Genomic DNA, 24,600 nt, shown 5'->3' on the forward strand with positions numbered 1-24,600 from the left:
AACAAAACAGGTTGAACAAACGTTGAGGTTGATGTGGGGGTGACAGGGAGATTTTCAAGCCGGTGTCTGTCACAACACCGGCAAGTGATTAAAATTTAAACTTCTGGCGGCCCGCCAGTGAATGGGACAGCGTGGTGCCATCAACCATCTCCAGCTCACCGCCCACCGGCACGCCGTGCGCGATACGGCTGGCGTCGACGCCATACTGACCACAGAGTTCCGCGATGTAGTTCGCGGTCGCCTCGCCTTCAACCGTCGGGTTGGTGGCGAGGATCACTTCCTGCAGGGTTTCACTCTCCAGTCGCTGCTCCAGACGATCCAGGCCAATATCAGCCGGACCGATGCCGTCGAGCGGCGAGAGATGTCCCATCAGCACAAAGTAGCGACCGCCAAACTGGCCGGTTTGCTCAATGGCGTGAATATCCGCCGGGCTTTCCACCACGCAGATTTGACCATTCTGCTGACGCCTTGGATTGGCGCAGATGGTGCAAATTTCCTGCTCGGTGAATGTCCGGCAATCGGCGCAGTGTCCGATCTCCGACATCGCCCGGGTCAGCGCCTGCGCCAGCCGCATGCCACCGCTGCGATCGCGCTGCAGCAGCTGAAACGCCATGCGCTGCGCCGACTTCGGCCCAACGCCGGGCAGACAGCGCAGCGACTCCATCAAAGATTCAAGCAGTGGACTGGTTTGCATCAGAACGGCATCTTAAAGCCTGGTGGCAGCTGCATGCCTGAAGAGACAGAAGCCATCTTCTCTTTCTGGGTTTCATCAATGCGACGTGCCGCATCGTTGAACGCGGCTGCAATCAGATCTTCCAGCATATCTTTGTCATCTTCCAGCAGGCTGGGATCGACTTCCACGCGACGGCAGTTGTGCGCGCCGTTAATGGTGACTTTTACCAGGCCAGCACCAGACTCACCGGTCACTTCAATCGCGGCAATCTCTTCCTGAACCTTGGCCATTTTGTCCTGCATCTGCTGGGCCTGTTTCATCAGGTTGCCCAATCCGCCTTTACCACCAAACATAGTTTTCTCTCTCAGCTGAGGCTACAACGCTATCGTTAAGATAGCAGCAGCGTGTTCAAACAGGTCGGATACTCTCCTCATCCAGATCGGCATCAAAAAAGCGCTGCAGCGTCTGGATGTGGGTATCACAGGTGATTGACTGACGCGCCTGCGCCAGTTTCTCTTCGTAAATGGCCTGACGCCATTCAAGTGGCGTCAACACCGATGAATTATCGTCTTCAACTACCGAGAGTTCAACTCTCTGCCCGGCATGCTCACTCAGCGCATCACTTAATACCTGCTGCGCCGACGGTGAATTAAGGTGACGCTGGCTGCTACGCAAATGCAGGCAGACCCCAGTTTCGGTGGTCTCTTTCCAGGCATTTAACGCCAGCTGCTGCACCAGTTTCGGCAGCGGCAGGATCGCAATCTCTGCGGCCCAGGGATCGCGCTGCTGCGCTTCTTCGGCCAGACGCGCCGCCAGCTCAGGGGTTTTCTCATGCTCCAGCGCAGAACGCAAGGCCTTTGGCGTCGCCACCGGCTCCGCCACTTCCACCGGCTGATTAACCGCTTTCCAGCGGTACGCTTCCTCTTTTACCGGGGCGGCAGGCTCGCGATCGCGGATACGCTGCTGACTGCGCTCGGTGACCGAGGCCAGCCGCTCCAGCGCGGAGTTGGCCGGCCGCGCACCTGGCGCTGCCGGCTCACGCTTTTTTGGCTTGTTCGCTCCCTGACGCAACAACTGAGTGCGCGCCTGCAGGAGCTGACTGGTGGAACTGGAGAGTGCGGTGTCAGGTGCAACGTCAGGCGACGGCGAATGCTGCGGTGCAGCATCGGGCGCGGCCATCTGCGGCTGAGCAGCAACCTGCTGCTGCGTCTGCTCCGGCATCTGCTGTTGAGTCTGCTGCGCGACGGGCGACGCGGTGTGCGACGGCGGCGCAGCGGCAGGTGACGGTGAGGCTGGCTGTGCTGCCGGTTGCCGTGCTAACGGCGATGGCCCGGATGCTGCCGGTGACGTCTGCGCAGGGGCGACAGGCGCCGTCTGCTGAGTTAATGCGGGACGCGCAATGGGTTCAGCCACGGCAGCTTTAGGATGAAACGCCAGTGCACGCAGCAGCGTCATCTCCACACCCATGCGACGATCGGGCGCAATAGGCAGATCCTTGCGGCCCATCAACAGGGTCTGATAATAGAGTTGCAGATCGGCGGGCGGCACCACGCGCGCCAGTTCACGCAAGCGAAGGGCGTTACTCTCATCATCGTCATTAAGCGAGGTCGGCAGCAATTGCACCATCGCAATCTGGTGCAGCAGGCGCAGCATTTCTACCAGCAGCGCTTCCCATTCCACACCCCGTGACGCGGCCTGGCTCAACAGGCTCATCACCTGCTGACCGTCACCGTCGACCAGCGCTTCCAGCAGCCCCAGCGGCTGCTCATCGTCCAGCGTGCCGAGCATGACGCTGACCGTACTGCTGGTCACCGCGCCCTGCCCCATGGCAATGGCCTGGTCGGTAAGGCTCAGCGCATCGCGCATACTGCCATCGGCAGCCCGCGCCAGCAGCTGCAGCGCCCGGGTTTCACTCTCAATCTGTTCCTGCTTCAGAACATGCTCAAGCTGCTGACGGATTTGATCCACATCCAGCGCTTTGAGGTGGAACTGCAGGCAGCGCGAGAGAATGGTCACCGGCAGTTTCTGCGGATCGGTGGTCGCCAGCAGGAATTTAACGTGTGAAGGGGGCTCTTCCAGCGTCTTTAACAGCGCATTGAAGCTGTGACGCGACAGCATATGCACTTCATCGATCAGATAGACTTTGAAGCGGCCACGCGCCGGGGCGTACTGCACGTTGTCGAGCAGATCGCGGGTATCTTCAACTTTGGTACGCGATGCGGCGTCAATCTCAATCAGATCGACAAAGCGGCCCTGCTCAATTTCACGGCAGTTATCACACTGACCACAGGGGGTGGCAGTGATACCGGTTTCGCAGTTAAGGCCTTTGGCCAGCAGACGCGCAATAGTGGTTTTCCCTACTCCGCGGGTGCCGGAGAAGAGATAAGCATGATGGATGCGTCCCAGAGACAATCCATTCGCCAGCGCCGTCAGAACATGTTCCTGACCGACAACATCAGCAAAAGCCTGGGGACGCCATTTTCGCGCAAGTACCTGATAGCTCATGTGGAGTTCGACGAAGTTGGATGGAAAGATGAGCGCAGACGCTCTGCAACCCCTGTATAAGATTGCAGTAGTCTATCAGCTACGCTTTTGGCTGGCACTCGTTATCTTGACGCCGAAGGCGTGACGGCCTCGCCGGATGGCAAGGCCGAAAGAGTGGCTTAGTGGCCGGGGAATTTAACCAGGCTGTAGCTCTCAACGCCCATGGCATTAAGACGCGTTTCTCCGGTCAGATCGAACAGATTAATAATGAAAGCCGCGTCTTTAACTTCACCGCCTGCACGACGAATCAGTTTAACGGTCGCTTCAATCGTCCCGCCGGTCGCCAGCAGGTCGTCAACCACCAGCACCAGATCGCCTGGCTGGATGGCATCTTTGTGCAATTCCAGCTTATCGGTGCCGTACTCCAGCTCATAGGATTCGCTGTAGACTTCACGGGGCAGTTTGCCGGGCTTACGCACCGGAACAAAACCGACGCCGAGGCCTAACGCCACCGGTGCACCAAACAGGAAACCGCGCGCTTCCGTCCCCACCACCTTAGTGATGCCTTTATTACGGTAACGCTCAACCAGCAGCGCAATCGACGCGGCATAGGCTTTGGGATCTTCCAGCAGGCTGGTGACATCGCGGAACAGGATGCCTGGCTTAGGATAATCGGGAATGCTTTTAATGCTGTTTTTAATGAATTCAAGCTGCTGCGCAGTGTCGGTCATAATGATACGCCTGGTAAAAAATTCTGTTTCGCGCAGCTTCAAAAGCGCTAATACCTGATAACAGGCTCAGCGGAAGTCAATTCACAAAGGGAAGCCACGCACGAAGACGCCCAAATCTAAGCAAATGACCGGCTAAATGCAACTTTATCGCGGCGGCGGCGGTGCGTCCGCTGCTTCTGCCACCACCGGAATACGCCACATAAACAGCAGCAGCGCCGCCAGCATGATCAGCAGCATGATGCGTACCCAGAGCTGATGCACCAGGAAGAGTGAGAGACTAAAGGTGGCGACTATCAGGCAGATAGCGCGTACTTTAGCCCCTGGCGGCATCGCGCGATGCTGCTGCCAGTGACGCAGATAGCGGCCAAATGGCGATTTCCACAGCAGCCAGTGATGAAAACGCGGCGATGAACGGGCAAAACACCAGGCCGCCAGCAGCATGAATGGCGTGGTAGGTAATAAAGGTAATACAATGCCCAGCGTCCCCAGCACAATCGCCAGCCAGCCGAGGGTTAATAACAGAATGCGTTGCATGAATGCCGCCCAACTCTTTCCTCATCAGCGTACGTTAGCACAATTGAGCGTCACGCGATGAGTGCGATCGCCATACAACAGCGCCTGCAACAGCTCCTTATCGCCCTGCGGCAGGAACTCGCCTGCCATTCAGATGGGGTTTGCCGTCTGCCACGTTTTGATACTCAGCTGTTTCGCACCAAAGGCACGCGGCTGGCTGATTACCTGCTGGAAGTGGAACAGAATTTTGCCCGGCTGTGCGACAGCAGCCACGATCTGGCCCGTAGTGCGTGGCTGGCTGAACGCCTGGTCGATCAGATTGCCGCCCTGCAACGCGAGGCGAGTACGCAACAGCTGCGTACCCGACGCGAACAGCCCATCAGGAACCCACGCGCCGCAAAATATCAGGAGTACCGTGAATTTGAACGGCGTTTACTGGCAATGATCGATCAGCGTGAGCAGCGCCTGGCGCTGGCCGAAACGCTGGCGGTACAGCATCAGCTGAAACAGGATCTGGAAACGTTAGAGCAGCGACTGGCACGCTGTCGGCAGGCGATTCGCTCTGTCGAATGGGCCTCTTCGTTGCGCGGCAGCGAATAAAGCGCAGCGTGACAAAAGCGCTCCTATACTGGGTGTGATTCGGCGCGGAGAAGAACCATGGCTTTACTTGTGTGGCTGTTAAGCGGTTTACTGCTGGGGTTGCTGAAGCGTCTGCTGATGCCGGGACCACCGGGCGGCCTGGTTGCTACCCTGACGCTGTCGATGATCGGGGCACTGATTGGCGGCTATATCGCCACCTATTTTGATCTGGGCACCCTGGCTACGCTGCATATCGGCGCACTGGGCATGGCGATTCTCGGTGCATTAGTGATGCTGCTGGTCGCGGCCCGACTACGTATTTAGGAGAAGAGATGTCACTGGAAAATGCCCCTGACGACGTCAAACTGGCAGTTGATCTGATTCAGCTACTGGAAGAGCATCAACTGCCAGTAGAAACCGTGCTCTCAGCGCTGGCCATGGTGCAGCGCGATTTCGAAAACAAGCGTGATCGCCCATCGGCTTAGTGGTGGGCAGTCAGCGTCGGACTGAGGCGCAGCATATCGATAAAGGCATTGACCAGCGTCGGCGCGTCTCCGGCTAAATCAAAACTGTCCGGCGCAAACAGCCAGCTTTCCATCATACCGTTGACGTAACCGCGCAGGATAAGAGCGGCCTGACGCGTGCTGAGACTGCCCGGAAGTTGTCCGGCTTCGATACACTGGCGCAGCACATCTTCAATTTTGTCGTAGCATTCCAGCAGTAAGCTCTGCTGCATATTCTTCAGCGCCGACATTTCGCCCACAAATTCACATTTGTGGAAAATGATCTCCATCAAGGCGCGGCGCTGCGGATCCTTTGCTGTCGCGTCAAAGATATAGACCAGCATCGCTCGCAACACAGAGAGTGGATCGCCAGGGTATTTTGTCTGATACTCAAGTTCCACATCGTCCAGACCAGCATCACAACGAAGCCATATTTCATGTAATACATCGGCTTTATTTTTGAAGTGCCAGTAGATGGCCCCTCGCGTGACGCTGGCAGCGGTTGCAATATCCGCCAGAGAAGTGGCTGAAACGCCCTGCTGCGAAAACAGAACAATGGCGGCATCAAGAATTTGATGTCGCGTTTCAAGTGCTTGCGCTTTGGTTTTTCGTGCCATAAGGGGCTTTTTTTACAAACAGGTAAGTTTACATACATTTGCGAATGTATGTACCATAGCATGACCTGCGACTTGACACAGCAATGGGTTTTTCAGTTTGTGATCCATTGACCAATTGATATCGGACACTAGAGGTTTATTTATGAATAAAATCAGAGGATTATCGCCTCTGGCGGCCGTCCTGATGCTATCAGGCAGCTTTTTGTTAACAGGATGTGACAACAATAAATCCGAACAAGCCGCCCAGCAACCGCCAGCAGTGGGGGTTGTAACACTGAAAACTGAACCCCTGAAAATCTCGACTGAATTACCTGGCCGCACCTCGGCATATCGTGTCGCCGAAGTCCGTCCGCAGGTTTCCGGTATCATTCTGAAGCGTAACTTTGTTGAAGGCAGCGATGTCAAAGCGGGTCAGTCTCTTTATCAGATCGATCCTGCTACCTATCAGGCCGCCTATGACAGCGCCAAAGGTGATTTAACTCAGGCGCAGGCCAATGCACGCATCGCTCAGCTGACCGTCAAACGTTATAAGCCTTTACTCGGCACCAAATATATCAGTCAGCAGGATTACGACACCGCCGTTGCCACGGCCGCGCAAAACGATGCTGCGGTTCAGGTAGCAAAAGCCAATGTAGAAACGGCCCGCATTAACCTGGCTTATACCAAAGTCACCTCGCCTATCAGTGGCCGCATCGGCAAATCGTCAGTAACGGAAGGTGCGCTGGTACAAAACGCACAAACCACCGCCCTGGCCACTGTGCAGCAACTTGACCCGATGTATGTCGACGTTACCCAGTCGAGCGAAGATTTCATGCGCTTACGTTCAGAACTGGAGTCGGGTCAGCTGAAGCAGAACGATGGCAAAGCCAACGTGACCCTGCTGATGCAGAACGGCAACAGCTATCCACAGACAGGTACGCTGGAGTTCTCTGACGTTACCGTTGATGAAACCACGGGTTCTATCACCCTGCGCGCCATTGTCCCGAACCCGAACCATGCGCTGTTACCGGGCATGTTTGTTCGCGCTCGTCTGGATGAAGGTACCAATCCTAATGCGTTGCTGGTTCCGCAACAGGCGGTAGCCCGCACCCCAACGGGTCAGGCAACGGTCATGGTGGTAGGTGCAGATAACAAAGTGGAAGCTCGTCAGGTCACCACCTCTCAGGCGATTGGCGACAAGTGGTTAGTCACCGACGGTGTTAAAGCGGGTGAACGTGTGATCAGCACGGGTCTGCAGCGAGCCAAGCCGGGCGCACAGGTTACCCCACAAGAAGTCTCAGACGATGCGAAAGCGGCACCCGATTCAAAGCCGCAGTCTGACAAGTCATCGTCATAACAGGAGCCGTTGATTCATGGCTAAGTTCTTTATCGATCGGCCCATCTTTGCGTGGGTGCTCGCCATCATCATTATGCTGGTCGGTGCGCTATCGATTCTCAAACTTCCGATTGAGCAATATCCCAATGTTGCACCGCCGGCGATTGAGATTCAGGCCACCTACCCTGGTGCAGATGCTAAAACGCTGCAGGACTCGGTGACCCAGGTCATCGAACAAAATATGAACGGCATTGATGGACTGATGTATATGTCCTCAAGCAGCGACTCATCCGGTACGCTGACCCTGACGATCTCCTTTGAGTCAGGAACAGATGCCGATATCGCGCAGGTTCAGGTGCAGAACAAACTGCAGCTGGCGACGCCGCTGTTGCCGCAGGAAGTACAGCAACAGGGGATTCAGGTTAAGAAATCTTCCAGTAGCTTCCTGATGGTAGCGGGCTTCATCAGCGACGATGACAATATGACGCAGAATGATATTTCTGACTTTATTTCATCGTCCATCAAAGATCCGATCAGCCGTACCAAAGGCGTGGGTGATACCCAGGTATTCGGTGCGCAGTACGCGATGCGTATCTGGATGGATCCGCACAAGCTTAACAACTACAACCTGACGCCGGTTGATGTTATCAGCGCCCTGAATACGCAGAACACCCAGGTCGCTGCCGGTCAGTTGGGCGGTACGCCTCCGGTTCCGGGACAGCAGCTTAACGCCTCTATCATTGCGCAAACCCGTCTCACCTCTACCGATGAATTCGGCAAAATCCTGCTGAAAGTGAATGAAGATGGTTCTCAGGTTCGTCTGCGTGATGTGGCAAGGATTGAACTTGGTGCGGAAAACTACGAGATCGTTGCCCGTTATAACGGCAAGCCTGCTTCCGGTATCGGTATCAAGCTGGCCACCGGTGCGAATGCGCTGGATACCGCCAATGCGGTGAAAGAAGAACTGGCCAAATTGCAGCCGACGTTCCCGGCCGGTTTGAAAGTGGTCTATCCGTATGACACCACGCCTTTCGTTAAGATCTCGATTTTCGAAGTGGTGAAAACGCTGATCGAAGCGATCGTGCTGGTGTTCCTGGTCATGTATCTGTTTCTGCAGAACTTCCGCGCCACGCTCATTCCTACCATCGCGGTCCCTGTGGTATTGCTGGGTACGTTTGCCGTTATCAGCGCTTTTGGCTATTCGATAAACACTCTGACGATGTTCGGGATGGTACTGGCTATCGGCTTGCTGGTGGATGACGCCATCGTGGTGGTCGAGAACGTTGAGCGCGTGATGGCGGAAGAGGGATTACCGCCAAAAGAAGCGACTAAGCGTTCTATGGAGCAGATCCAGGGCGCACTGGTCGGTATCGCGCTGGTGCTGGCTGCCGTATTTATTCCGATGGCGTTCTTTGGTGGTTCGACCGGTGTTATCTACCGTCAGTTCTCCATCACTATCGTTTCGGCAATGGCGCTGTCGGTGCTGGTCGCCTTTATTCTGACGCCGGCACTCTGTGCCACCATGCTGAAACCGATTAAAAAAGGCGAGCACGGTAAAACCACCGGTTTCTTCGGCTGGTTCAACCGCATGTTCGACAAAAGCACCAACCACTATGTGGATGGTGTGGGTCACATGGTTCGCAGTACGGGTCGCTATATGGTGATCTATCTGGTGATCGTGGTCGGTATGGCGTTTCTGTTTGTGCGCCTGCCCTCTTCATTCTTACCGGAAGAGGATCAGGGTCTGCTGCTGGCTCAGGCGCAGCTGCCTGCTGGTGCAACCCAGGAGCGTACGCAGAAAGTGCTGGATCAGGTGACGGATTACTTCCTGACCCAGGAGAAAGACACGGTTAAATCGGTGTTTACCGTTAACGGCTTCGGCTTTGCCGGTCGTGGACAGAACACTGGTATCGCCTTCGTCAGTCTCAAGCCGTGGGATGAGCGTACCGGCAGCGACATGAAAGTACCGGCGATTGCTGGCCGTGCCATGCAGGCGCTGGGCGCGATCAAAGATGCAATGGTCATTCCTTTCAACCTGCCAGCCATTATTGAACTGGGTAACGCGACCGGCTTCGACTTTGAGCTGATCGACCAGAATAACCTTGGCCACGATAAGCTGACGGAAGCGCGTAATCAGCTGTTCGGCATGATTGCGCAGCATCCTGATACGCTGGTTGGCGTCCGTCCTAACGGGATGGAAGATACCCCGCAGTACAAGCTGACCATCGATCAGGAGAAAGCACAGGCGCTGGGCGTATCACTGAGTGATATCAACACCACGCTGGCGGCTTCCTGGGGCGGTTCCTACGTCAATGACTTCATTGACCGCGGTCGCGTGAAGAAAGTTTACGTCATGGGTAAAGCGGACGCCCGCATGCTGCCGGACGACATTGGTAAATGGTACGTGCGCAACAGCAGCGGAACCATGGTGCCCTTCTCTGCCTTCTCGTCAGCGAAATGGCAATATGGCTCACCGCGCCTTGAGCGTTACAACGGTCTGCCTGCGATGGAAATCCTGGGACAGGCTGCGCCAGGCAAAAGCTCGGGTGCGGCAATGGACCTGATGGAAGAGCTGGCGGCGAAACTGCCTGCCGGTATCGGCTATGACTGGACCGGTATGTCCTATCAGGAACGCTTGTCAGGCAACCAGGCCCCTGCGCTCTATGCCATCTCGCTGATTGTGGTCTTCCTGTGTCTCGCCGCACTGTACGAGAGCTGGTCGATTCCATTCTCGGTTATGCTGGTTGTCCCGCTCGGGGTCATTGGTGCACTGATCTTTACCACCCTGCGTGGCCTGAGTAATGACGTCTACTTCGTAGTGGGGTTACTGACAACCATCGGCCTCTCCACCAAGAACGCCATCCTTATCGTCGAATTTGCTAAAGATTTGATGGATAAAGAGGGTAAAGGGCTGATTGAAGCTGCGCTGGAAGCGTGCCGTATGCGTCTGCGTCCTATCCTGATGACGTCACTGGCGTTTATTCTCGGGGTACTGCCGCTGGCGATCAGTACCGGTGCCGGTTCCGGTTCGCAAAACGCCGTAGGTACCGGCGTTATCGGTGGTATGGTCACCGCGACCATACTGGCGATCTTCTTCGTTCCTGTGTTCTTTGTGGTGGTACGCCGCCGCTTTGGCAAGAAAAAAGAAGAATCAGCGAATAGTCATCCGGTTGAGCATAACCAGACTCACTAAGCTGTAAATCATCTGAGGCCGCGCAAGCGGCCTTTTTTTATGCCTGCGATTCAGCCCTTCTCATTTCCTGTCCCCTTGCTTTTCCTGTCTCACGGACAGTTGCAATCCTGGCCTGTGCATCGCATAATATTGTTATAGTATAACATTACATAGGTGTGCATTATGAAAGCGAATATTCATCCTCACTATCGTCACGTGGTTTTCCATGACACATCGGCTGATGTCTGGTTCAAAATCGGATCAACCATCAAAACCGATCGCACCGTGGAGTTTGAAGGCGAAACGCTGCCCTACGTCACCCTGGATGTGTCGTCTGCCTCACATGTGTTCTACACCGGTAAACAGAAAGATTTTGCCAAAGAGGGCAGCACCGCGCGCTTTAACCAGCGTTTCGGGCGCTTTCTTGGAAAGAAATAGAGGAGAGGATCATGCAGGTATTAAGCTCGCTGCGTTCAGCAAAAAATCGCCATCGGGATTGTAAAGTGGTCCGCCGCAAAGGCCGTATTTACGTTATCTGTAAATCGAACCCGCGGTTTAAAGCAGTACAGGGAAGAAAGAAAAAACGCTAGTTTGTGTCGTGATGACTGGCCGGGCTTGCCCGGCCTTTTTTATGCTTAGTGCATGCTCTTCAGCATCGCATTCACGTTGTGTTTAAAAGCCGCCTGATAGGTGGCTGCCGGGCCAGAGGCCGTGGATAACGCTTCCGGATAGAGCTCACCACCCGGCTCTGCCCCGGTGGCGCTGGCAATCTGTTTTACCAGACGCGGGTCGGTCTGGTTCTCAATGAAATAGCGATTGATGTGCTGCTGCTTCAGCTGAGTGATTAAATTACCCACGTTGCTGGCACTCGCTTCCGCCTCAGTAGAGAACCCTACCGGCGCCAGGAAAGTCACGCCATATCGCTGTCCAAAGTAACCAAACGCATCATGACTGGTCAGCACTTTACGCTTATCGGCTGGCACAGCGTCAAAGGCGGTTTTTGCCCAGCGATCCAGCGCCTGCAGTTGCTGAATGTAATTCTGTCCACGCTGACGAATGGCCGGAGCATCTTCAGGATCGGCTTTGACCAGCGCATTCATCACGTTGGTCGCGTAGATAACGCCGTTCTGCATGCTGTTCCAGGCGTGAGGATCGGTAACGGTTTTACCCTCCTCCTCCATGCTGCGGGTGGTGACACCGGTTGAGGCGACAACCGGCTGACCGCGATACCCTGAGGCGCTGACCAGCCGATCCATCCACCCTTCCAGTCCCAGTCCGCTGACAAACACCAGATCGGCCTTCGCCAGCGCCTGACTGTCCTGCGGTGTCGGTTCAAAAGTATGAGGATCGCCATTCGGCCCCACCAGGCTTTTAACCTTTACATGATCGCCGCCGACCTGCTTAGCGATGTCAGCCAGCACGGTAAAGCTCGCCACGACATCCACCGTTTTGGCCATCGCCAGAGGCGTGGCAAACAGCGCAGCGAGCGCCAGGCTAACCGGTAATTTTTTCATAGATACCCCTTAAGATTAATGGCGGCGTAAAATTCCGCCGCACGGCCCTGTAAGAATGGAGAAAAAAAACAGCATGGCGGCGCTCAGCACCACAGCGGGACCCGCCGGCAATGAGAAGTGCCAGGAGAGCATCAGCCCGGCCAGCGACGAAATCATTGCCATGAAAATGGCGATAACCAGCATCGCGGCGAGATGGCGACTCCAGAAGCGGGCGCTGGCGGCGGGCAACATCATTAAACCCACTGACATCAGGGTGCCCAGCACCTGAAAACCCGCCACCAGATTCAGCACCACCAGCATTAAAAACAGACCATGCACCAGCGGCGCGCTCCATTTTCCCTGCGCACGCAGGAAGTCGCCGTCAAACGCATCGATGACCAGCGGACGATAGATCACCGCCAGCAGAATCAGCGTAAAGGCAGCGATGCCGCCCACCAGCAACAGCGCTGCGTTGTCTACCGCCAGCAGCGAGCCAAACAGAACGTGCAGCAGATCCACACTTGAGCCGCGTAATGAAACCAGCGTGACGCCCAGCGCCAGTGAACCCAGATAGAACCCGGCAAAACTGGCATCCTCTTTCAGCGGCGTGTAGCGACTGACCGCGCCAGAGAGCAGCGCCACGGCTAAACCAGCGATCAGGCCGCCAACACCCATCGCGACCAGTGACAATCCGGAGATCAGATAGCCAATGGCGGCACCGGGCAGCACCGCGTGTGATAAGGCATCGCCAATCAGGCTCATACGTCGCAGGGAGAGGAATACCCCGAGCGGCGTGGCGCTGACGGCCAGCGCCAGACAGGCCACCAGCGCGCGTCGCATAAAACCAAACTCAATAAAGGGTTGAATGAGAGTCACGGCGCACGACTCCGCAGAGAGGAAGCTGGCAGGCAGGTGCAGTTAACCTCACGTTCATCCATCGACATCACGTTACTGAAGTAGCGCGCCACCAGCGGACGATCGTGCAGCACCACCAGCAGGGTTGTTCCGGCCTGCTGCTGCTGCTCAAGGATCGACATCAGTAGCGTCACCGTCTGGCTGTCAATGCCGTTAAAAGGCTCATCCAGAAGCCAGAGCTGGCTGCGCTGCAGCATCAGCCGCGCAAACAATACCCGCTGCAGTTGTCCGCCGGATAACGTCGCGGGCTGCGCATCCGCATAATCACTCATCTGAACCGCTTCCAGCGCCAGCCAGATCTCCCGACGCAGTATCCGGTTAATGCCGCCGAACCAGCCGCAGCGTGGCCAGCAGCCAATAGAGACCAGTTCAAATACCGTCAGGGGAAAGCGGGTCTCAAGTTCGGTGCGCTGCGGCAACCAGCCGATATCCCGGCGTGCAACCTGCAGCTCGCAGCGCCCGGCTATCGGTGGCAGTAAGCCAGCAATGGTTTTTAACAGGGTTGATTTGCCGCTACCGTTCGCGCCGACCAGCGCGGTCATCGAGCCGGCTTCGAGCTGGCCGGTAATCACCGGGGTCACAACCTGTCCCTGGTAGCCCGCGCGAAGCGCGTTAAACAGGATCATGCGCTGATCCCCCATTTTATTGCCACAGCAAGCAGCGTGATAAATAGCAGTGCTACTCCCAGCCGCCCGCCCAGTGACATAAGTAGTCCACTCTGACGCATTACTTCACCATAATGTTATAACATAACAGTAAAGATACCTGATGTTGCTCTCTGTTGAATGTGGGATTGTGTATCAAAAGATAAATACCAGCTGCACACACTGGCAGACCCGCGCTGGCGATAAGGCCTGCGGCTGCGTCTGGCAAATCTCAGAAACTGAGAGTTTTGTGCTCAACTGACTTGCAAACCAGTTGCAGAAAACCAATGATAGGTTTATTAACGGTTATAAGTGGAACAGATATGCTGTCACGCATTGAATGTGATATTGCCGCGGGTGAATCGGACTGCGCAAAAATAGCAGAGATTGTTCAGCGGAATATTCTCAAAATAACCGATTTGCTGGTAGGGGATTTACGCTGGTACTCACAAAATGCCCGGTTAGTTCCAGGCAGTTTAAAAATCATTTCGGTTGAATACCAGGATCTGAATAGTTTTAAATTACTTTACGATTTTGACTGGAATTTATTTAGTCCCTGCCTGGATCTAAATGAAACCGTGACGCAGTCAGAACAGGTAAACTTTCACATTAAGCCCGGTGCACTTGAGTTTGATGTGATCGACAATGAGCAACCCTCCCCTGGCGATGAATTGTAATATTTAGTAATGGAGGTGAGCAGAACTAATGGTTTTACACTATCTTTAAGGTATCCCGTTTAATAACTGCCCGAATAATCGCTTCCTGGCCGCGTGATCTTCTCTCGCCGCCCTGCGGCAACTGTGCTAGCTATGGAGGGGAAAAAGATGGACGAATACTCACCGAAACGGCATGATATTGCCCAGCTTAAATACCTTTGTGAGAGTCTGTTTGACGACAGCATGGCAACATTAACCGACAGTCATCATGGCTGGGTTAATGATCCCACTTCTGAAAGCAATCTACAGCTTAACGATTTGATTGAGCATATCGCCTCTTTCACCATGAATTACAAAATTAAGCACGTTGAAGATGAAGCGCTGATTTCGCAAATCGATGAATATCTTGATGATACTTTTATGCTATTCAGCAATTATGGTGTCAATAGTCCGGATCTTCAGCGGTGGCAACGTTCAGCAAAACGCTTATTTAATCTGTTCACTGAAGAGTGCGCTTTTCTCCAGCAACCGAGCCATTCATTATAGTAAAGACATGAGAACGGTTTATTTATGAACAAAACCCTGACTAAAACCGATTATTTGATGCGACTGCGGCGCTGCCGCTCTCTTGATACCCTGGAAAGGGTGATTGAAAAAAATAAGTATGAATTACCGGAAGATGAATTAGCGGTATTTTACTCAGCAGCTGACCATCGCCTGGCGGAACTGACGATGAACAAGCTCTACGATAAAGTCCCGGGTTCAGTATGGAAATTTGTCCGTTAATCTGATCGCTTACGGCTCAGTTTTACCCCAATAAAGTACCGGATAATCCTGCCTGCCGGCAAAGGATCGGCCCAGGCGGGTTTTGCCTGTCTGCAGCTTAGGGGGAGAATATCGAAGGGGGAAAGTGGTGGGGGCCCTGCCAGCTACATCCCGGCACACGCGTCACCTGCTACGGCTGCTTCCTTCCGGATCTGACCGAGTTCACAAGCTAGCATTGCGGGAGAACCAACAGGGCCCCCATTGACAAGCCCTCTTTACGAGAGCGGGGGCATTATCTGGGAAGGAGGTGGCAATTGCAAGCGTAGTCGGGACAACCGTTGTTTTCTTGAACAACCACCGCTTTTACGCTTTCTCCGCCTTTTCCCCGTGCTAAAGTTAAAACCCTTTTTCCTGATGAAATAAGTACATGAATCAGCCAGACACTTTCCAGCAACGCATCTGGCAAATTGTTGCCGCTATTCCGGCTGGCCGCGTCACCACCTATGGCGATGTGGCGCTACTGGCCGGTTCTCCGCGCGCGGCGCGTCAGGTTGGTGGCGTGCTGAGTCGCTTACCCGAGGGCACTACCCTTCCCTGGCATCGCGTCGTAAACCGACACGGCACAATTTCTCTTCAGGGTGACCGTCTGTTGCGGCAGCGGGATGCACTGGAGGCGGAAGGCATAGAGGTGAGTGACGACGGACAGCTCGATCTCGAGACTTATCGCTGGCGATTTTAGACAGGGTAAAAAGGGCGACAATGTCGCCCCGAAATGAGTTTACAGACGAGTTGGAGCAGGAACCGCAGCAGACGGCGTCACCTGAGTCGGTGAGGTCGAAGGAACGGTGGTCGCTGCGCCCGGCTGGGTTGGCATCGCCATAGACGGTACCGGTACCAGCAGCAGCTCTGCTTTGGTGCCACCCTGGTTAATCACTGGCTTCACGCCTTCAGTGATAAAGGCCAGCTTACCGTCGATTGAGATGGCTGCGCTTAACAGAATGCGTGCATCAGGCTTGATGTCGGCTGGGTTAAACGGCAGCACGAACTGGAACGGTGCCTGTTTGCCTTCGGTTCGCACCACGCGCTGCGACAGCACTTTTGAGGGTGCATCGGCGACGGACGCATCAGAGAGCGTCACGGTTAATACCGCATCCGGCGGCAGCGCAATGCGCTGGCGGATAAAGACTGAACCACTTACGTTAGGCTGCGCAATCGCCGCCGTCTGTCCTGCAACTGCAGAACCCAGAGTTGGCGTTGGCACGGGTTTACTCTTGTCGGCGCATCCTACAACAGCAACCGCCATAACTACTCCACTGAACACATGCCTGAGTTTCATTGATGTCGTCTCCATTTGATCAAAATGATTGTCGGCAGCGAATCCTGCTTACAGCGCTTCACTCGCCGTATGTCCTTAATGTTGGCACAAAAATGAAATTTTGCCTGGCACCGACAATGTAGAAAGTCTGATTGACGTCAACTGGTCCGATCTTTCACACTGAGGAGGTCACTATATTGAGGAATGCGCCATGAGTCAGGCACTGCAAAATCTGCTGAATTTATTAAATCTGGAAAAACTGGAAGAGGGTTTATATCGCGGCCAGAGCGAAGATATTGGCCTTCGTCAGGTGTTTGGCGGTCAGGTGGTGGGTCAGGCGCTGTATGCCGCAAAGCAAACTGTGGCGGAAGATCGAATTATTCACTCTTTTCACAGCTATTTTTTGCGGCCCGGCGATAGTCAGAAAGCGATTATTTACGATGTTGAAACGCTGCGTGATGGCAAAAGTTTCAGCGCACGTAGGGTCAGTGCCATTCAGAATGGGCAGCCGATTTTTTATATGACCGCCTCGTTCCAGTCACCGGAAAGCGGCTTTGAACATCAGAATCCGATGCCACAGGTGGCGGGGCCAGAGAATCTGTTAACTGAACAGGCGATGGCGCAGAAAATGGCGCATCTGCTGCCAGAAAAGCTACGTGAAAAATTCATTGCTGAGCGTCCGCTGGAGATCCGCCCGGTACAGATTCACAATCCTCTCCGGGGCCATGTGGATAAGCCTGAACGCCAGGTCTGGATCCGTGCCACCGGCCCACTGCCCGACGATTTGCGTATCCATCAGTATCTGCTCGGCTATGCTTCCGATCTCAATTTCCTGCCGGTCGCGCTCCAGCCGCACGGCAAAGGCTTTTTAGAGCCGGACATGCAGGTCGCCACTATCGACCACTCAATGTGGTTCCACCGCCCGTTCGACTTCAGTGAATGGCTGCTCTATAGCGTAGTCAGTACTTCGGCGTCAGGCGCACGGGGTTTTGTCCGGGGCGAGTTCTACAATCAGCAGGGTGTGCTGGTGGCCTCAACGGTTCAGGAAGGGGTGATGCGTCAGCGCAGCGAATAAAAAAAAAGGGGGCGATTCCTCGCCCCCGGTTGATCTTTTCACTGCCCATCCGTTACTGGTTATAAGCATTCTCGCCGTGGCTGTTTACATCCAGACCTTCACGCTCATGCTCTTCCGGAACGCGCAGACCGACAATCAAATCAGCCAGCTTGAAGCCGATGAAGGCGACAACGCCCGACCAGACGATAGTCAGGCCCACGCTGAAGAGCTGTACCCAGACCTGATGGCCCATGGTGACCCCCTCTGCGTAGCCTACGCCGCCCAGTGAAGAGGAGGCAAACACGCCAGTCAGGATACAGCCGACAATGCCGCACACGCCATGCACGCCGAACACATCGCAGGGATCATCCACGCGCAGCCATTTTTTCAGGGTGGTCACGCCCCACAGTCCCGCCAGTCCGCCAACCAGGCCGATAATTAATGCACCGCCGACGCCGACATAACCACAGGCAGGCGTAATCGCTACCAGCCCGGCAATAAAGCCTGAACAGGCACCCAGCAGCGAAGGCTTACCACGTACCGCCCACTCGCCAAAGGTCCATGACAACACGGCGCCCGCTGTTGCGACAACGGTGTTCAGGAAGGCCAGCGCCGCGATTTCGTTTGCTGCAGAAGCAGAACCGGCGTTGAAACCGAACCAGCCGACATACAGAATGGCGGTGCCGGTGAATACCATTGGCAGGTTGTGTGGTTTGAAGGCCTCTTTACCAAAGCCGGCACGTTTGCCCACCAGATAAGCGCCCACCAGACCGGCGACAGCGGCGTTAATATGCACCACGGTGCCGCCAGCAAAGTCCAGCGCGCCATCCTGTGCCAGGAAACCGCCAGCCCACACCATGTGCGCGATAGGCAGGTAAGCCAGGGTCAGCCAGACGCCGACAAAAATCAGTACGGCAGAGAAACGGATGCGTTCTGCGATAGCACCGACAATCAGGCCCACCGTGATACAGGCAAACGAGGCCTGGAACGCGACATGAATATATTGATAGAAGCTGCCCATGACGGCGGTCAGCTGAATGTTTTTCAGCATCACCCAGTTAAAGCTGCCAAAGAAGGCGTTGCCTTCACTGAACGCCAGTGAATAGCCGTAAACCATCCATAATACGCAGACCAGTGAGAAGGTGACGGCAACCTGAGTCAGCATCGACAGCACGTTTTTACCGCGAATCAAACCACCATAAAACAGCGCGATACCTGGAATTGACATAAACAGCACCAGCGCGGTGCAAATCATCATAAATGCGTTATCAGCCTTGTCCGCAACGGCAGGCGCAGCCATTGCGAGTGAGGGTAACAGTGCCAGGCTGGTGAGGCCCAACTTAGCGAAAATTTTATTCATTTTTATTCCATCCCATCACAGTACTGAGTCTTTATTACAGAGCGGCTTCGTCGGTCTCGCCGGTACGAATACGGATGACGCGCTGCAGTTCAGCTACGAAAATTTTACCGTCGCCAATTTTGCCGGTGTAAGCCGCTTTACTGATGACATCCACCACTTCGTCTAACTGATCGTCGGCAATAGCGATATCAATTTTGACCTTAGGCAGGAAGTTCACGCTGTACTCTGCGCCACGATAAAGCTCTGCATGGCCCTTCTGACGGCCAAAACCTTTCACTTCGGAGACGGTCAGTCCCTGAATGCCGATAGAGGATAAAGCTTCACGTACATCCTCCAGCTTGAATGGCTTAATTACGACGGTAACCAGCTTCATTGGATCCCCTCCAGCGAGTAAATAGGTAACGTTTACGGACACGCAGGGATATAAGCAAAGCCTGTGCCAGAGTGTGAAAATGACGGTAATACGTTGTTCAGGCGAGACGCGACAAGGGATGCTTTAAAGAGGATGAGAAACAGAGAGGCCGTACAGGGGAAATTGCAGCGGAGGGCTGCACTCCTTTGGTGCTTCAGGCGTCAAAGGAGTGCATTTATACAGATTAATCTGATAAAGGTGCGCAAAAAAGGTGCAACTCAGCCTTCAGTTGTTACAGCGACGCCCGATACCAGATCTTCACCTGCCTGCTGCAGCTGATACATCTGCCAGTAACGTCCCTGCATCGCCAGCAGTTGCTGATGCGTACCCTGCTCAACCACACGACCACGATGCAGCACAAGAATCTTGTCTGCTTCAATAATCGTTGAGAGGCGATGAGCAATCACCACCAGCGTGCTGTGCTGGCGCAGCGTCTCAAGCGTCTGCTGAATAGCCTGCTCGGTGCCGGAATCAATATTGGCCGTCGCTTCGTCGAGGATCAGTATCTGCGGCAGATCAACCAGCACCCGGGCCAGTGCCAGCAGCTGCTTCTGCCCGACCGACAGATTATTGCCCTGCTCGCCCAGCCGGGTATGTATTCCCTCCGGCAACGCATGCGCCAGCGGAGCCAGCTGCACCTGTTCCAGCACCGTCCAGACGGCCTCTTCGCTGATGTCGCGTCCCAGCCGCACATTCGCCAGCAGCGTATCGGCCAGCACCACCGGATCCTGCTGCACCATCGCGATACCGCGCCGCAGCACGGCATGGCTCAGGTCGCTAATGGGTCGATCATCAATGCGGATCTCGCCGCGCGTCACCGGGTAGTAACCCATTAACAGGTTCGCCAGCGTGCTTTTACCGCTGCCGGTATGTCCCACCAGCGCCACAAACTCGCGTGGGGCAACCTCAAGATTGATATCACTGAGCACATCGCGGTTTTCACGGTAGGCAAAGCTCAGATTGTTCAGGGTGATACGACCTGAAGCCAGCGGTTGCTGATCGGCACCATACTGCTGCTGTGCAGCATCCATCAGTTCGAAAATACGCTCACCTGAAACTACCGCCTGCTGCAGCATCGATTGCTGAGTGGTCAGCTCAATCAGCGGCTCATTCAGACGCCCCAGATAGGTAATAAAGGCATAGAGTACCCCCACTTCAAACACGCCAGGCATCGAGAAACTAAACAGGATCAGCAGCCCACACAACACCATCGCTGAAAACAGACTCAACAGCGGACGCAGCAGAAAACCATCCAGACGCAGCGTTTCCATTCGCGCCAGATAGTGAGAGCGGCTTGCTTCGCCCATTCGCTCACCAAATCGCGCCTGCTGACGAAACTGCTGGATCACGCTCATACCGCTGATGACTTCGTTAAAGCCATTATTGATGTCTGCCAGATAGCTGCGAACCCGACGGGCAATGGGCGTGCTGTAACGCTGATAGATGAACATCACCACCAGTACCAGCGGGAAGATCATCATCGCCACCAGCGCCATACGCCAGTCAAGGCTGAACATCGCCACCATCATGGCGCCGACCAGTGCGGCACTGCGCAGCACGGTTGAAACCACCGTGACGTAGAGATCGCGGATGACTTCGGTGTCGTTAGTCACGCGTGAAATAATCTGCCCGACCGGCTGGGTATCAAAGGCACTCAGCGGCTGACAGAGTGCGGCATTCATCACGTCACTGCGTAACCGCTGTACCACGCCGATAGCGGCTCGGTTAAACAACAGCGCCTGCCAGTAGTGCAGCCCGGCGGCCAGCAGCTGTAGCAGGATAAAACTGACCACCAGTCCGGCGACCACTCCCCAGGGCATCTGATGTTTCGCCACCAGGTTATCGATAAAGTAGCTGACCAGCACCGGTCCGGTCACTTCCGCCGCGGCAGCGATCCACAGCATCCCTACCGCCAGCGACAGGGATTTACGCCACGGCTTACCGTAGCTCAGCAGACGCTTCAGGGTAGGCCACAAGCGTGCAGACTTAGCCATGCGGCACTCCTTTCTCATTTTCATCATCATCCAGCGCCGCTTCCAGTTGCTGGTAACGGTACATGTCCCGATACCAGCCAGCACTGCCGGTCAGGGCGTCGTGGTCGCCCCGCTGCGCCACTCTGCCCTGCTGCAGGACCAGGATTTCACTGGCTTCCGTCAGCGCCGATAAGCGGTGCGCGCTGATAATCAGCGTGCGTCCCTGCCCCCAGATGCGCAGGTTATGCAGGATTTCGTGTTCGGTACGGCCATCGACCGCGGAAAGCGCGTCGTCCAGAATCAGGATTTCCGCATTCAGCAGCAGCGCCCGGGCAATCGAAAGACGCTGCTTCTGCCCACCCGACAGCATCACACCGCGCTCCCCGACTTCCGTTTCATAGCCCTGCGGCAAACGCAGGATATCGTCATGAACGCAGGCCAGCGTGGCGGCATGCTCAATCTCCTGCTGGGTTGCGCCCGGTTTTCCCAGCGCAATATTGTTCGCCACGCTGTCTGAGAACAGGAACGGTGTCTGGCTGACCACGGCCAGACGGCTGCGCCAGCTGTCCAGCCGCAATTGCGGCAGCGGGATCTGATGATAACGGATGTCGCCCTGCTGAATATCAAAGTGGCGCTGAATCAGGCTAAGCAGCGTACTTTTGCCACTGCCGGTTGGTCCGCACAGCCCCAGCATCTCGCCGGGTTTCAGCTGGAAGCTGACATCGCTTAAGACCGGACCCACGCTGGCCGGATAGTTAAAGGCACGAATCGCGACCTGCAGCGTGCCCGGTTCAGATGGCAGTGACTTATCGCCATCTTCCACCGCTGGTGCTTCCGCCAGCAGCGCGCCGATACGGCTCCAGGCGGCGCTGCCGCGTTCAACAATATTAAACATCCACGCCAGCGCCAGCATCGGCCAGATCATCAGGCCGAGATACATCACAAAGCTGGTGAGCTGCCCCAGCGTCATCTCTCCATGCCAGACCAGCCAGCTGCCGCCACCAATCGCCAGCAGGTTTGAGAAGCCGATAGCGATATAGATAGTGGGATCGAAACGGGCATCGACCCGCGCCACGCGCAGGTTTTTTTCACCGGTATCGCGGGCGATATCGGAAAATTGCTGCGACTGATGCTGTTCAAGGCCAAAGGATTTAATCATCCGGATGCTGGTCAGGCTCTCCTGCGTCTGATCGTTAAGACTGGAGAAGGCGGCCTGTGCCAGCTTAAAGCGATGGTGCAGTTGATTACCGTAGCGATGGATCACGATGGCCATAATGGGCATCGGCACCAGCGCAAGCAGCGTCAGCTGCCAGCTGATCTGCGTGCTCATTACCAGCAGCACCACGCAGCCCATGACCAGCGAGTCGACCAGCGTCAGTACTCCTTCCCCGGCCGCAAACACCACCCGATCCACGTCGTTGGTGGCGCGCGCAATCAGGTCGCCGGTGCGGTGACGCAGATAAAATGCCGGTTGCTGACGACTCAGCTGGCGATAGAAATCTTCGCGCAGCTCAACCGCCAGCTGGTAGGAGGCACCAAACAGCAGCACGCGCCAGACATAGCGCAGCAGATAGACCACCACTGCCGTTGCCAGCATGATCCCAATCCACATCATGATGCGGCTGGTGCTCATGTTGTCACGCGTCACGCCATCGACAATCACCCCGACCACATGCGGTGGCAGCAGCTGCAGAATAGCAATAACAATCAGCAGGAGGACCGCGCCCAGATAGCGCCGCCACTCCCGCAGAAAATACCAACTTAATTGACTGAATAATCGCACAACGCTGCTCTCAATCTCAGGCCCTCAGGGGGCAACAGGTAAAGCCGTGGTGTATTTAATCTCTTCCATGGCGAAGCTGGATGTCACATCAATCAGGCCAGGCACCCCATTCACTAATCGCTTGTAGAAAGCATCATAGCTTTTCATGTCGGCCACCTGAATGCGCAGCAGGTAATCATACTCGCCTGCCATACGGTAAAAGGCCATTACCTCCGGCATGCTGCTCACCACCGAGACAAATGCCTGATACCAGTCGCGGCTGTGCTGCTGCGTTTTAACAAACATAAACGCCGTCAGTGACAGTCCGATTTTATCTCCATCCAGCAGCGCCACCCGTGCGCGAATAATGCCATCATCTTCAAGCTTTTTCAGGCGCTTCCAGCAGGGTGTGGTGGTGAGGTTGACGGCATCCGCCAGCGCCTGCAGCGACAGCGTGCAGTCATGCTGCAGCAGTGAGAGCAATTTAAGGTCAGTTTTATCTAACATTCGCGGCTCCGGGAGAATCATTTTCTCCATTACCGCCATTTTAGCGGTAATTGTGCAATCTCTTTTTCCTGCACGTGCCATAAAATAGCCGCATCACTTTTTTACCGGACACCTGAGATGCACACCTGCTGGATTCGCCACGCTATCAACGAAATTAACGCTGATTTTCAACGATCGGCTGAGACCCATTTGATCCGTTTCGATCTGGCGGACTTTCCCGGTATCTGGTTCTATCTGAAAGATGAAAGTACCCATCCCAGTGGCAGTCTTAAACACCGGCTGGCACGATCCCTGTTCCTCTACGGCCTCTCCAACGGCTGGATTAAACAGGATACGCCGATTATCGAAGCCTCGTCAGGCAGCACTGCCGTTTCTGAGGCGTACTTCGCAAGGCTGCTGGGTCTGCCCTTTATTGCGGTGATGCCGGCGAGCACGGCGAAGCGTAAAATCGAGCAGATCACTTTTTATGGCGGACAGTGCCATTTTGTTGAAGATCCCTGCCAGCTCTATGCTGAATCTGAACGGCTGGCACGGGAGCTCAATGGCCATTTTATGGATCAGTTTACCTATGCTGAACGTGCCACCGACTGGCGCGGCAATAACAATATTGCAGAGAGCATTTTCCGTCAGATGGAGCATGAACCTTATCCGATTCCCCATACGATAATCATGAGTGCGGGCACGGGCGGCACCTCAGCCACGCTGGGCCGCTATATCCGTTATCAGGGACTGGAAACCAAACTACTGGTGGTTGATCCGCAGCATTCGGTGTTTTTTGATTACTGGCAGCAGCGTGATGCCACCCTGACCAGCGCGCGCGGCAGCATGATCGAAGGAATTGGCCGTCCGCGAGTGGAGCCGTCGTTTATGCCAGACGTGATCGACGAAATGATCAAAGTGCCGGATGGTGCAACGCTGGCCGCCATGCTGAAACTGGAAAAGATTCTGGGACGCAAGCCTGGCGCCTCTACCGGCACCAATTTCTGGGGCATGATGCAGGTGGCAAAACGCCTACGGGCAGCGAATCAGCAGGGAGCTCTGGTGACACTGCTGTGCGACAGCGGCGAACGTTATCCCGATAGCTACTATCAGCCTGAGTGGGTGGCAAAACATATTGGCGATATCACGCCATGGCAGCGCGAGCTGGAATAAAAAAC

At 55.1% G+C, this 24,600-nt stretch carries 28 protein-coding genes, 1 other RNA gene and 1 other annotated feature; of the genes, 13 read left to right on the plus strand and 16 right to left on the minus strand.

The window, feature by feature from the left end; all coding sequences use genetic code 11:
- Positions 1-88 precede the first annotated feature (88 nt).
- The 5 genes from recR to ACXKZD_RS14585 all read right to left on the minus strand — a co-directional run bounded on the left by recR (position 89) and on the right by ACXKZD_RS14585 (position 4,422).
- A complete protein-coding gene (recR, locus tag ACXKZD_RS14565; RefSeq protein WP_003850420.1) occupies positions 89-694 on the minus strand; it encodes a recombination mediator RecR in 606 nt (201 codons plus the stop codon).
- The gene (locus tag ACXKZD_RS14570) at positions 694-1,026 is read right to left on the minus strand and encodes a YbaB/EbfC family nucleoid-associated protein (protein WP_003850423.1); all 333 of its coding nucleotides are present in this window, start codon (positions 1,024-1,026) and stop codon (positions 694-696) included. The genes recR and ACXKZD_RS14570 overlap by 1 nt, the downstream gene beginning before the upstream one ends.
- 55 nt (positions 1,027-1,081) lie before the next feature.
- Positions 1,082-3,178, minus strand: a complete 2,097-nt coding sequence (gene dnaX, locus ACXKZD_RS14575; protein WP_050680166.1) for a DNA polymerase III subunit gamma/tau — start codon at positions 3,176-3,178, stop codon at positions 1,082-1,084.
- Positions 1,679-1,740: a sequence feature (DnaX frameshifting element), on the minus strand. It overlaps the preceding gene by 62 nt.
- A 158-nt stretch (positions 3,179-3,336) precedes the next feature.
- Complete coding sequence (gene apt / locus ACXKZD_RS14580; protein ID WP_010671221.1) at positions 3,337-3,888, minus strand: adenine phosphoribosyltransferase; 552 nt, start codon at positions 3,886-3,888, stop codon at positions 3,337-3,339.
- Positions 3,889-4,032: 144 nt separating this feature from the next.
- Positions 4,033-4,422, minus strand: a complete 390-nt coding sequence (locus tag ACXKZD_RS14585; RefSeq protein ID WP_010255914.1) for a DUF454 family protein — start codon at positions 4,420-4,422, stop codon at positions 4,033-4,035.
- 57 nt (positions 4,423-4,479) lie between these two features.
- Between ACXKZD_RS14585 and priC the strand changes: the two genes are divergently transcribed.
- From priC to rsmS, 3 genes are read left to right on the plus strand one after another with little or no spacing between them, the layout of a single operon-like run.
- Complete coding sequence (gene priC / locus ACXKZD_RS14590) at positions 4,480-5,001, plus strand: primosomal replication protein PriC (protein WP_010671220.1); 522 nt, start codon at positions 4,480-4,482, stop codon at positions 4,999-5,001.
- 57 nt (positions 5,002-5,058) lie between these two features.
- Positions 5,059-5,304, plus strand: a complete 246-nt coding sequence (locus ACXKZD_RS14595; RefSeq protein WP_010255909.1) for a GlsB/YeaQ/YmgE family stress response membrane protein — start codon at positions 5,059-5,061, stop codon at positions 5,302-5,304.
- Between the two features lie 8 nt (positions 5,305-5,312).
- Entirely contained in the window at positions 5,313-5,465 is a 153-nt protein-coding gene (gene rsmS, locus ACXKZD_RS14600) for a pleiotropic regulatory protein RsmS (protein WP_010255907.1), read from the plus strand.
- On the opposite strand, the gene acrR is transcribed toward rsmS, so the two are convergent.
- The gene (gene acrR / locus ACXKZD_RS14605) at positions 5,462-6,100 is read right to left on the minus strand and encodes a multidrug efflux transporter transcriptional repressor AcrR (protein ID WP_010255906.1); all 639 of its coding nucleotides are present in this window, start codon (positions 6,098-6,100) and stop codon (positions 5,462-5,464) included. The two genes, rsmS and acrR, sit on opposite strands and share 4 nt — an antisense overlap.
- Positions 6,101-6,242: 142 nt before the next feature.
- Here acrR and ACXKZD_RS14610 point away from each other — a divergent pair, with 142 nt between their 5' ends.
- The 4 genes from ACXKZD_RS14610 (at position 6,243) to ykgO (ending at position 11,177) form a co-directional block, all read left to right on the plus strand.
- Positions 6,243-7,436, plus strand: a complete 1,194-nt coding sequence (locus ACXKZD_RS14610) for an efflux RND transporter periplasmic adaptor subunit (protein ID WP_010255904.1) — start codon at positions 6,243-6,245, stop codon at positions 7,434-7,436.
- A gap of 16 nt (positions 7,437-7,452) precedes the next feature.
- Complete coding sequence (locus ACXKZD_RS14615) at positions 7,453-10,608, plus strand: multidrug efflux RND transporter permease subunit AcrB (RefSeq protein WP_010255902.1); 3,156 nt, start codon at positions 7,453-7,455, stop codon at positions 10,606-10,608.
- 162 nt (positions 10,609-10,770) lie between these two features.
- Positions 10,771-11,025 (plus strand): type B 50S ribosomal protein L31, encoded by a 255-nt coding sequence (locus ACXKZD_RS14620; protein ID WP_010671219.1) that lies wholly within the window; start codon positions 10,771-10,773, stop codon positions 11,023-11,025.
- Between the two features lie 11 nt (positions 11,026-11,036).
- On the plus strand, positions 11,037-11,177 hold the full coding sequence (ykgO, locus tag ACXKZD_RS14625) for a type B 50S ribosomal protein L36 (protein WP_010255896.1): 141 nt from the start codon (positions 11,037-11,039) through the stop codon (positions 11,175-11,177).
- Positions 11,178-11,222: 45 nt separating this feature from the next.
- Here ykgO and ACXKZD_RS14630 read toward each other — a convergent pair whose 3' ends face one another.
- Genes ACXKZD_RS14630 through ACXKZD_RS14640 form a run of 3 tightly spaced genes read right to left on the minus strand, consistent with a single transcriptional unit; the run spans position 11,223 to position 13,621 of the window.
- The gene (locus tag ACXKZD_RS14630) at positions 11,223-12,101 is read right to left on the minus strand and encodes a metal ABC transporter substrate-binding protein (RefSeq protein WP_022626109.1); all 879 of its coding nucleotides are present in this window, start codon (positions 12,099-12,101) and stop codon (positions 11,223-11,225) included.
- Between the two features lie 15 nt (positions 12,102-12,116).
- Complete coding sequence (locus tag ACXKZD_RS14635; RefSeq protein WP_010671217.1) at positions 12,117-12,956, minus strand: metal ABC transporter permease; 840 nt, start codon at positions 12,954-12,956, stop codon at positions 12,117-12,119.
- Positions 12,953-13,621: a metal ABC transporter ATP-binding protein gene (locus ACXKZD_RS14640; RefSeq protein ID WP_488981699.1), complete on the minus strand. Its 669-nt coding sequence runs from the start codon at positions 13,619-13,621 to the stop codon at positions 12,953-12,955. The genes ACXKZD_RS14635 and ACXKZD_RS14640 overlap by 4 nt, the downstream gene beginning before the upstream one ends.
- A gap of 341 nt (positions 13,622-13,962) precedes the next feature.
- Between ACXKZD_RS14640 and ACXKZD_RS14645 the strand changes: the two genes are divergently transcribed.
- From ACXKZD_RS14645 to ACXKZD_RS14655, 3 genes are all read left to right on the plus strand, one after another.
- Complete coding sequence (locus ACXKZD_RS14645; RefSeq protein ID WP_010255885.1) at positions 13,963-14,316, plus strand: hypothetical protein; 354 nt, start codon at positions 13,963-13,965, stop codon at positions 14,314-14,316.
- Positions 14,317-14,463: 147 nt separating this feature from the next.
- Positions 14,464-14,841 carry an Hha toxicity modulator TomB gene (gene tomB / locus ACXKZD_RS14650; RefSeq protein ID WP_003850455.1) on the plus strand — a complete coding sequence of 126 codons (378 nt, stop codon included), beginning with the start codon at positions 14,464-14,466 and terminating at the stop codon, positions 14,839-14,841.
- Between the two features lie 24 nt (positions 14,842-14,865).
- On the plus strand, positions 14,866-15,081 hold the full coding sequence (locus tag ACXKZD_RS14655) for an HHA domain-containing protein (RefSeq protein ID WP_003850458.1): 216 nt from the start codon (positions 14,866-14,868) through the stop codon (positions 15,079-15,081).
- Positions 15,082-15,215: 134 nt separating this feature from the next.
- Here ACXKZD_RS14655 and ffs read toward each other — a convergent pair.
- Positions 15,216-15,312, minus strand: an RNA gene (ffs, locus tag ACXKZD_RS14660) — signal recognition particle sRNA small type.
- A 175-nt stretch (positions 15,313-15,487) separates the two neighbouring features.
- Here ffs and ACXKZD_RS14665 point away from each other — a divergent pair.
- Positions 15,488-15,799, plus strand: a complete 312-nt coding sequence (locus tag ACXKZD_RS14665) for an MGMT family protein (RefSeq protein ID WP_031293095.1) — start codon at positions 15,488-15,490, stop codon at positions 15,797-15,799.
- A gap of 39 nt (positions 15,800-15,838) precedes the next feature.
- Here ACXKZD_RS14665 and ACXKZD_RS14670 read toward each other — a convergent pair whose 3' ends face one another.
- A complete protein-coding gene (locus tag ACXKZD_RS14670) occupies positions 15,839-16,396 on the minus strand; it encodes a YbaY family lipoprotein (RefSeq protein WP_010255881.1) in 558 nt (185 codons plus the stop codon).
- 190 nt (positions 16,397-16,586) lie between these two features.
- Here ACXKZD_RS14670 and tesB point away from each other — a divergent pair, with 190 nt between their 5' ends.
- Positions 16,587-17,450 (plus strand): acyl-CoA thioesterase II, encoded by an 864-nt coding sequence (gene tesB / locus ACXKZD_RS14675; RefSeq protein ID WP_010255880.1) that lies wholly within the window; start codon positions 16,587-16,589, stop codon positions 17,448-17,450.
- A gap of 52 nt (positions 17,451-17,502) precedes the next feature.
- On the opposite strand, the gene amtB is transcribed toward tesB, so the two are convergent.
- The 5 genes from amtB to ACXKZD_RS14700 form a co-directional block, all read right to left on the minus strand.
- Positions 17,503-18,789, minus strand: coding sequence for an ammonium transporter AmtB (amtB, locus tag ACXKZD_RS14680; RefSeq protein WP_010255877.1), 1,287 nt, complete (start codon positions 18,787-18,789; stop codon positions 17,503-17,505).
- A 34-nt stretch (positions 18,790-18,823) separates the two neighbouring features.
- Complete coding sequence (glnK, locus tag ACXKZD_RS14685) at positions 18,824-19,162, minus strand: P-II family nitrogen regulator (protein ID WP_003850469.1); 339 nt, start codon at positions 19,160-19,162, stop codon at positions 18,824-18,826.
- A gap of 257 nt (positions 19,163-19,419) precedes the next feature.
- Positions 19,420-21,195 (minus strand): SmdB family multidrug efflux ABC transporter permease/ATP-binding protein, encoded by a 1,776-nt coding sequence (locus ACXKZD_RS14690; protein ID WP_010671215.1) that lies wholly within the window; start codon positions 21,193-21,195, stop codon positions 19,420-19,422.
- Complete coding sequence (locus ACXKZD_RS14695) at positions 21,188-22,957, minus strand: SmdA family multidrug ABC transporter permease/ATP-binding protein (RefSeq protein ID WP_010255867.1); 1,770 nt, start codon at positions 22,955-22,957, stop codon at positions 21,188-21,190. Before ACXKZD_RS14695 ends, ACXKZD_RS14690 begins: the two co-directional genes overlap by 8 nt.
- A 24-nt stretch (positions 22,958-22,981) precedes the next feature.
- Positions 22,982-23,443 (minus strand): Lrp/AsnC family transcriptional regulator, encoded by a 462-nt coding sequence (locus tag ACXKZD_RS14700; RefSeq protein WP_010671213.1) that lies wholly within the window; start codon positions 23,441-23,443, stop codon positions 22,982-22,984.
- 117 nt (positions 23,444-23,560) lie between these two features.
- Between ACXKZD_RS14700 and ACXKZD_RS14705 the strand changes: the two genes are divergently transcribed.
- Complete coding sequence (locus ACXKZD_RS14705; protein ID WP_010255863.1) at positions 23,561-24,595, plus strand: PLP-dependent cysteine synthase family protein; 1,035 nt, start codon at positions 23,561-23,563, stop codon at positions 24,593-24,595.
- Positions 24,596-24,600 lie beyond the last annotated feature (5 nt).

It is taken from the genome of Pantoea sp. ABR1s, from assembly GCF_057812235.1.

Bases quoted from the DNA above. Each gene is read 5' to 3' on its own strand.
- recR (WP_003850420.1), bottom strand. From the start codon at position 694: ATGCAAACCAGTCCACTGCTTGAATCTTTGATGGAGTCGCTGCGCTGT.
- ACXKZD_RS14570 (WP_003850423.1), bottom strand. From the start codon at position 1,026: ATGTTTGGTGGTAAAGGCGGATTGGGCAACCTGATGAAACAGGCCCAG.
- dnaX (WP_050680166.1), bottom strand. From the start codon at position 3,178: ATGAGCTATCAGGTACTTGCGCGAAAATGGCGTCCCCAGGCTTTTGCT.
- apt (WP_010671221.1), bottom strand. From the start codon at position 3,888: ATGACCGACACTGCGCAGCAGCTTGAATTCATTAAAAACAGCATTAAA.
- ACXKZD_RS14585 (WP_010255914.1), bottom strand. From the start codon at position 4,422: ATGCAACGCATTCTGTTATTAACCCTCGGCTGGCTGGCGATTGTGCTG.
- priC (WP_010671220.1), top strand. From the start codon at position 4,480: ATGAGTGCGATCGCCATACAACAGCGCCTGCAACAGCTCCTTATCGCC.
- ACXKZD_RS14595 (WP_010255909.1), top strand. From the start codon at position 5,059: ATGGCTTTACTTGTGTGGCTGTTAAGCGGTTTACTGCTGGGGTTGCTG.
- rsmS (WP_010255907.1), top strand. From the start codon at position 5,313: ATGTCACTGGAAAATGCCCCTGACGACGTCAAACTGGCAGTTGATCTG.
- acrR (WP_010255906.1), bottom strand. From the start codon at position 6,100: ATGGCACGAAAAACCAAAGCGCAAGCACTTGAAACGCGACATCAAATT.
- ACXKZD_RS14610 (WP_010255904.1), top strand. From the start codon at position 6,243: ATGAATAAAATCAGAGGATTATCGCCTCTGGCGGCCGTCCTGATGCTA.
- ACXKZD_RS14615 (WP_010255902.1), top strand. From the start codon at position 7,453: ATGGCTAAGTTCTTTATCGATCGGCCCATCTTTGCGTGGGTGCTCGCC.
- ACXKZD_RS14620 (WP_010671219.1), top strand. From the start codon at position 10,771: ATGAAAGCGAATATTCATCCTCACTATCGTCACGTGGTTTTCCATGAC.
- ykgO (WP_010255896.1), top strand. From the start codon at position 11,037: ATGCAGGTATTAAGCTCGCTGCGTTCAGCAAAAAATCGCCATCGGGAT.
- ACXKZD_RS14630 (WP_022626109.1), bottom strand. From the start codon at position 12,101: ATGAAAAAATTACCGGTTAGCCTGGCGCTCGCTGCGCTGTTTGCCACG.
- ACXKZD_RS14640 (WP_488981699.1), bottom strand. From the start codon at position 13,621: ATGATCCTGTTTAACGCGCTTCGCGCGGGCTACCAGGGACAGGTTGTG.
- ACXKZD_RS14645 (WP_010255885.1), top strand. From the start codon at position 13,963: ATGCTGTCACGCATTGAATGTGATATTGCCGCGGGTGAATCGGACTGC.
- tomB (WP_003850455.1), top strand. From the start codon at position 14,464: ATGGACGAATACTCACCGAAACGGCATGATATTGCCCAGCTTAAATAC.
- ACXKZD_RS14655 (WP_003850458.1), top strand. From the start codon at position 14,866: ATGAACAAAACCCTGACTAAAACCGATTATTTGATGCGACTGCGGCGC.
- ACXKZD_RS14665 (WP_031293095.1), top strand. From the start codon at position 15,488: ATGAATCAGCCAGACACTTTCCAGCAACGCATCTGGCAAATTGTTGCC.
- ACXKZD_RS14670 (WP_010255881.1), bottom strand. From the start codon at position 16,396: ATGAAACTCAGGCATGTGTTCAGTGGAGTAGTTATGGCGGTTGCTGTT.
- tesB (WP_010255880.1), top strand. From the start codon at position 16,587: ATGAGTCAGGCACTGCAAAATCTGCTGAATTTATTAAATCTGGAAAAA.
- amtB (WP_010255877.1), bottom strand. From the start codon at position 18,789: ATGAATAAAATTTTCGCTAAGTTGGGCCTCACCAGCCTGGCACTGTTA.
- glnK (WP_003850469.1), bottom strand. From the start codon at position 19,162: ATGAAGCTGGTTACCGTCGTAATTAAGCCATTCAAGCTGGAGGATGTA.
- ACXKZD_RS14690 (WP_010671215.1), bottom strand. From the start codon at position 21,195: ATGGCTAAGTCTGCACGCTTGTGGCCTACCCTGAAGCGTCTGCTGAGC.
- ACXKZD_RS14700 (WP_010671213.1), bottom strand. From the start codon at position 23,443: ATGTTAGATAAAACTGACCTTAAATTGCTCTCACTGCTGCAGCATGAC.
- ACXKZD_RS14705 (WP_010255863.1), top strand. From the start codon at position 23,561: ATGCACACCTGCTGGATTCGCCACGCTATCAACGAAATTAACGCTGAT.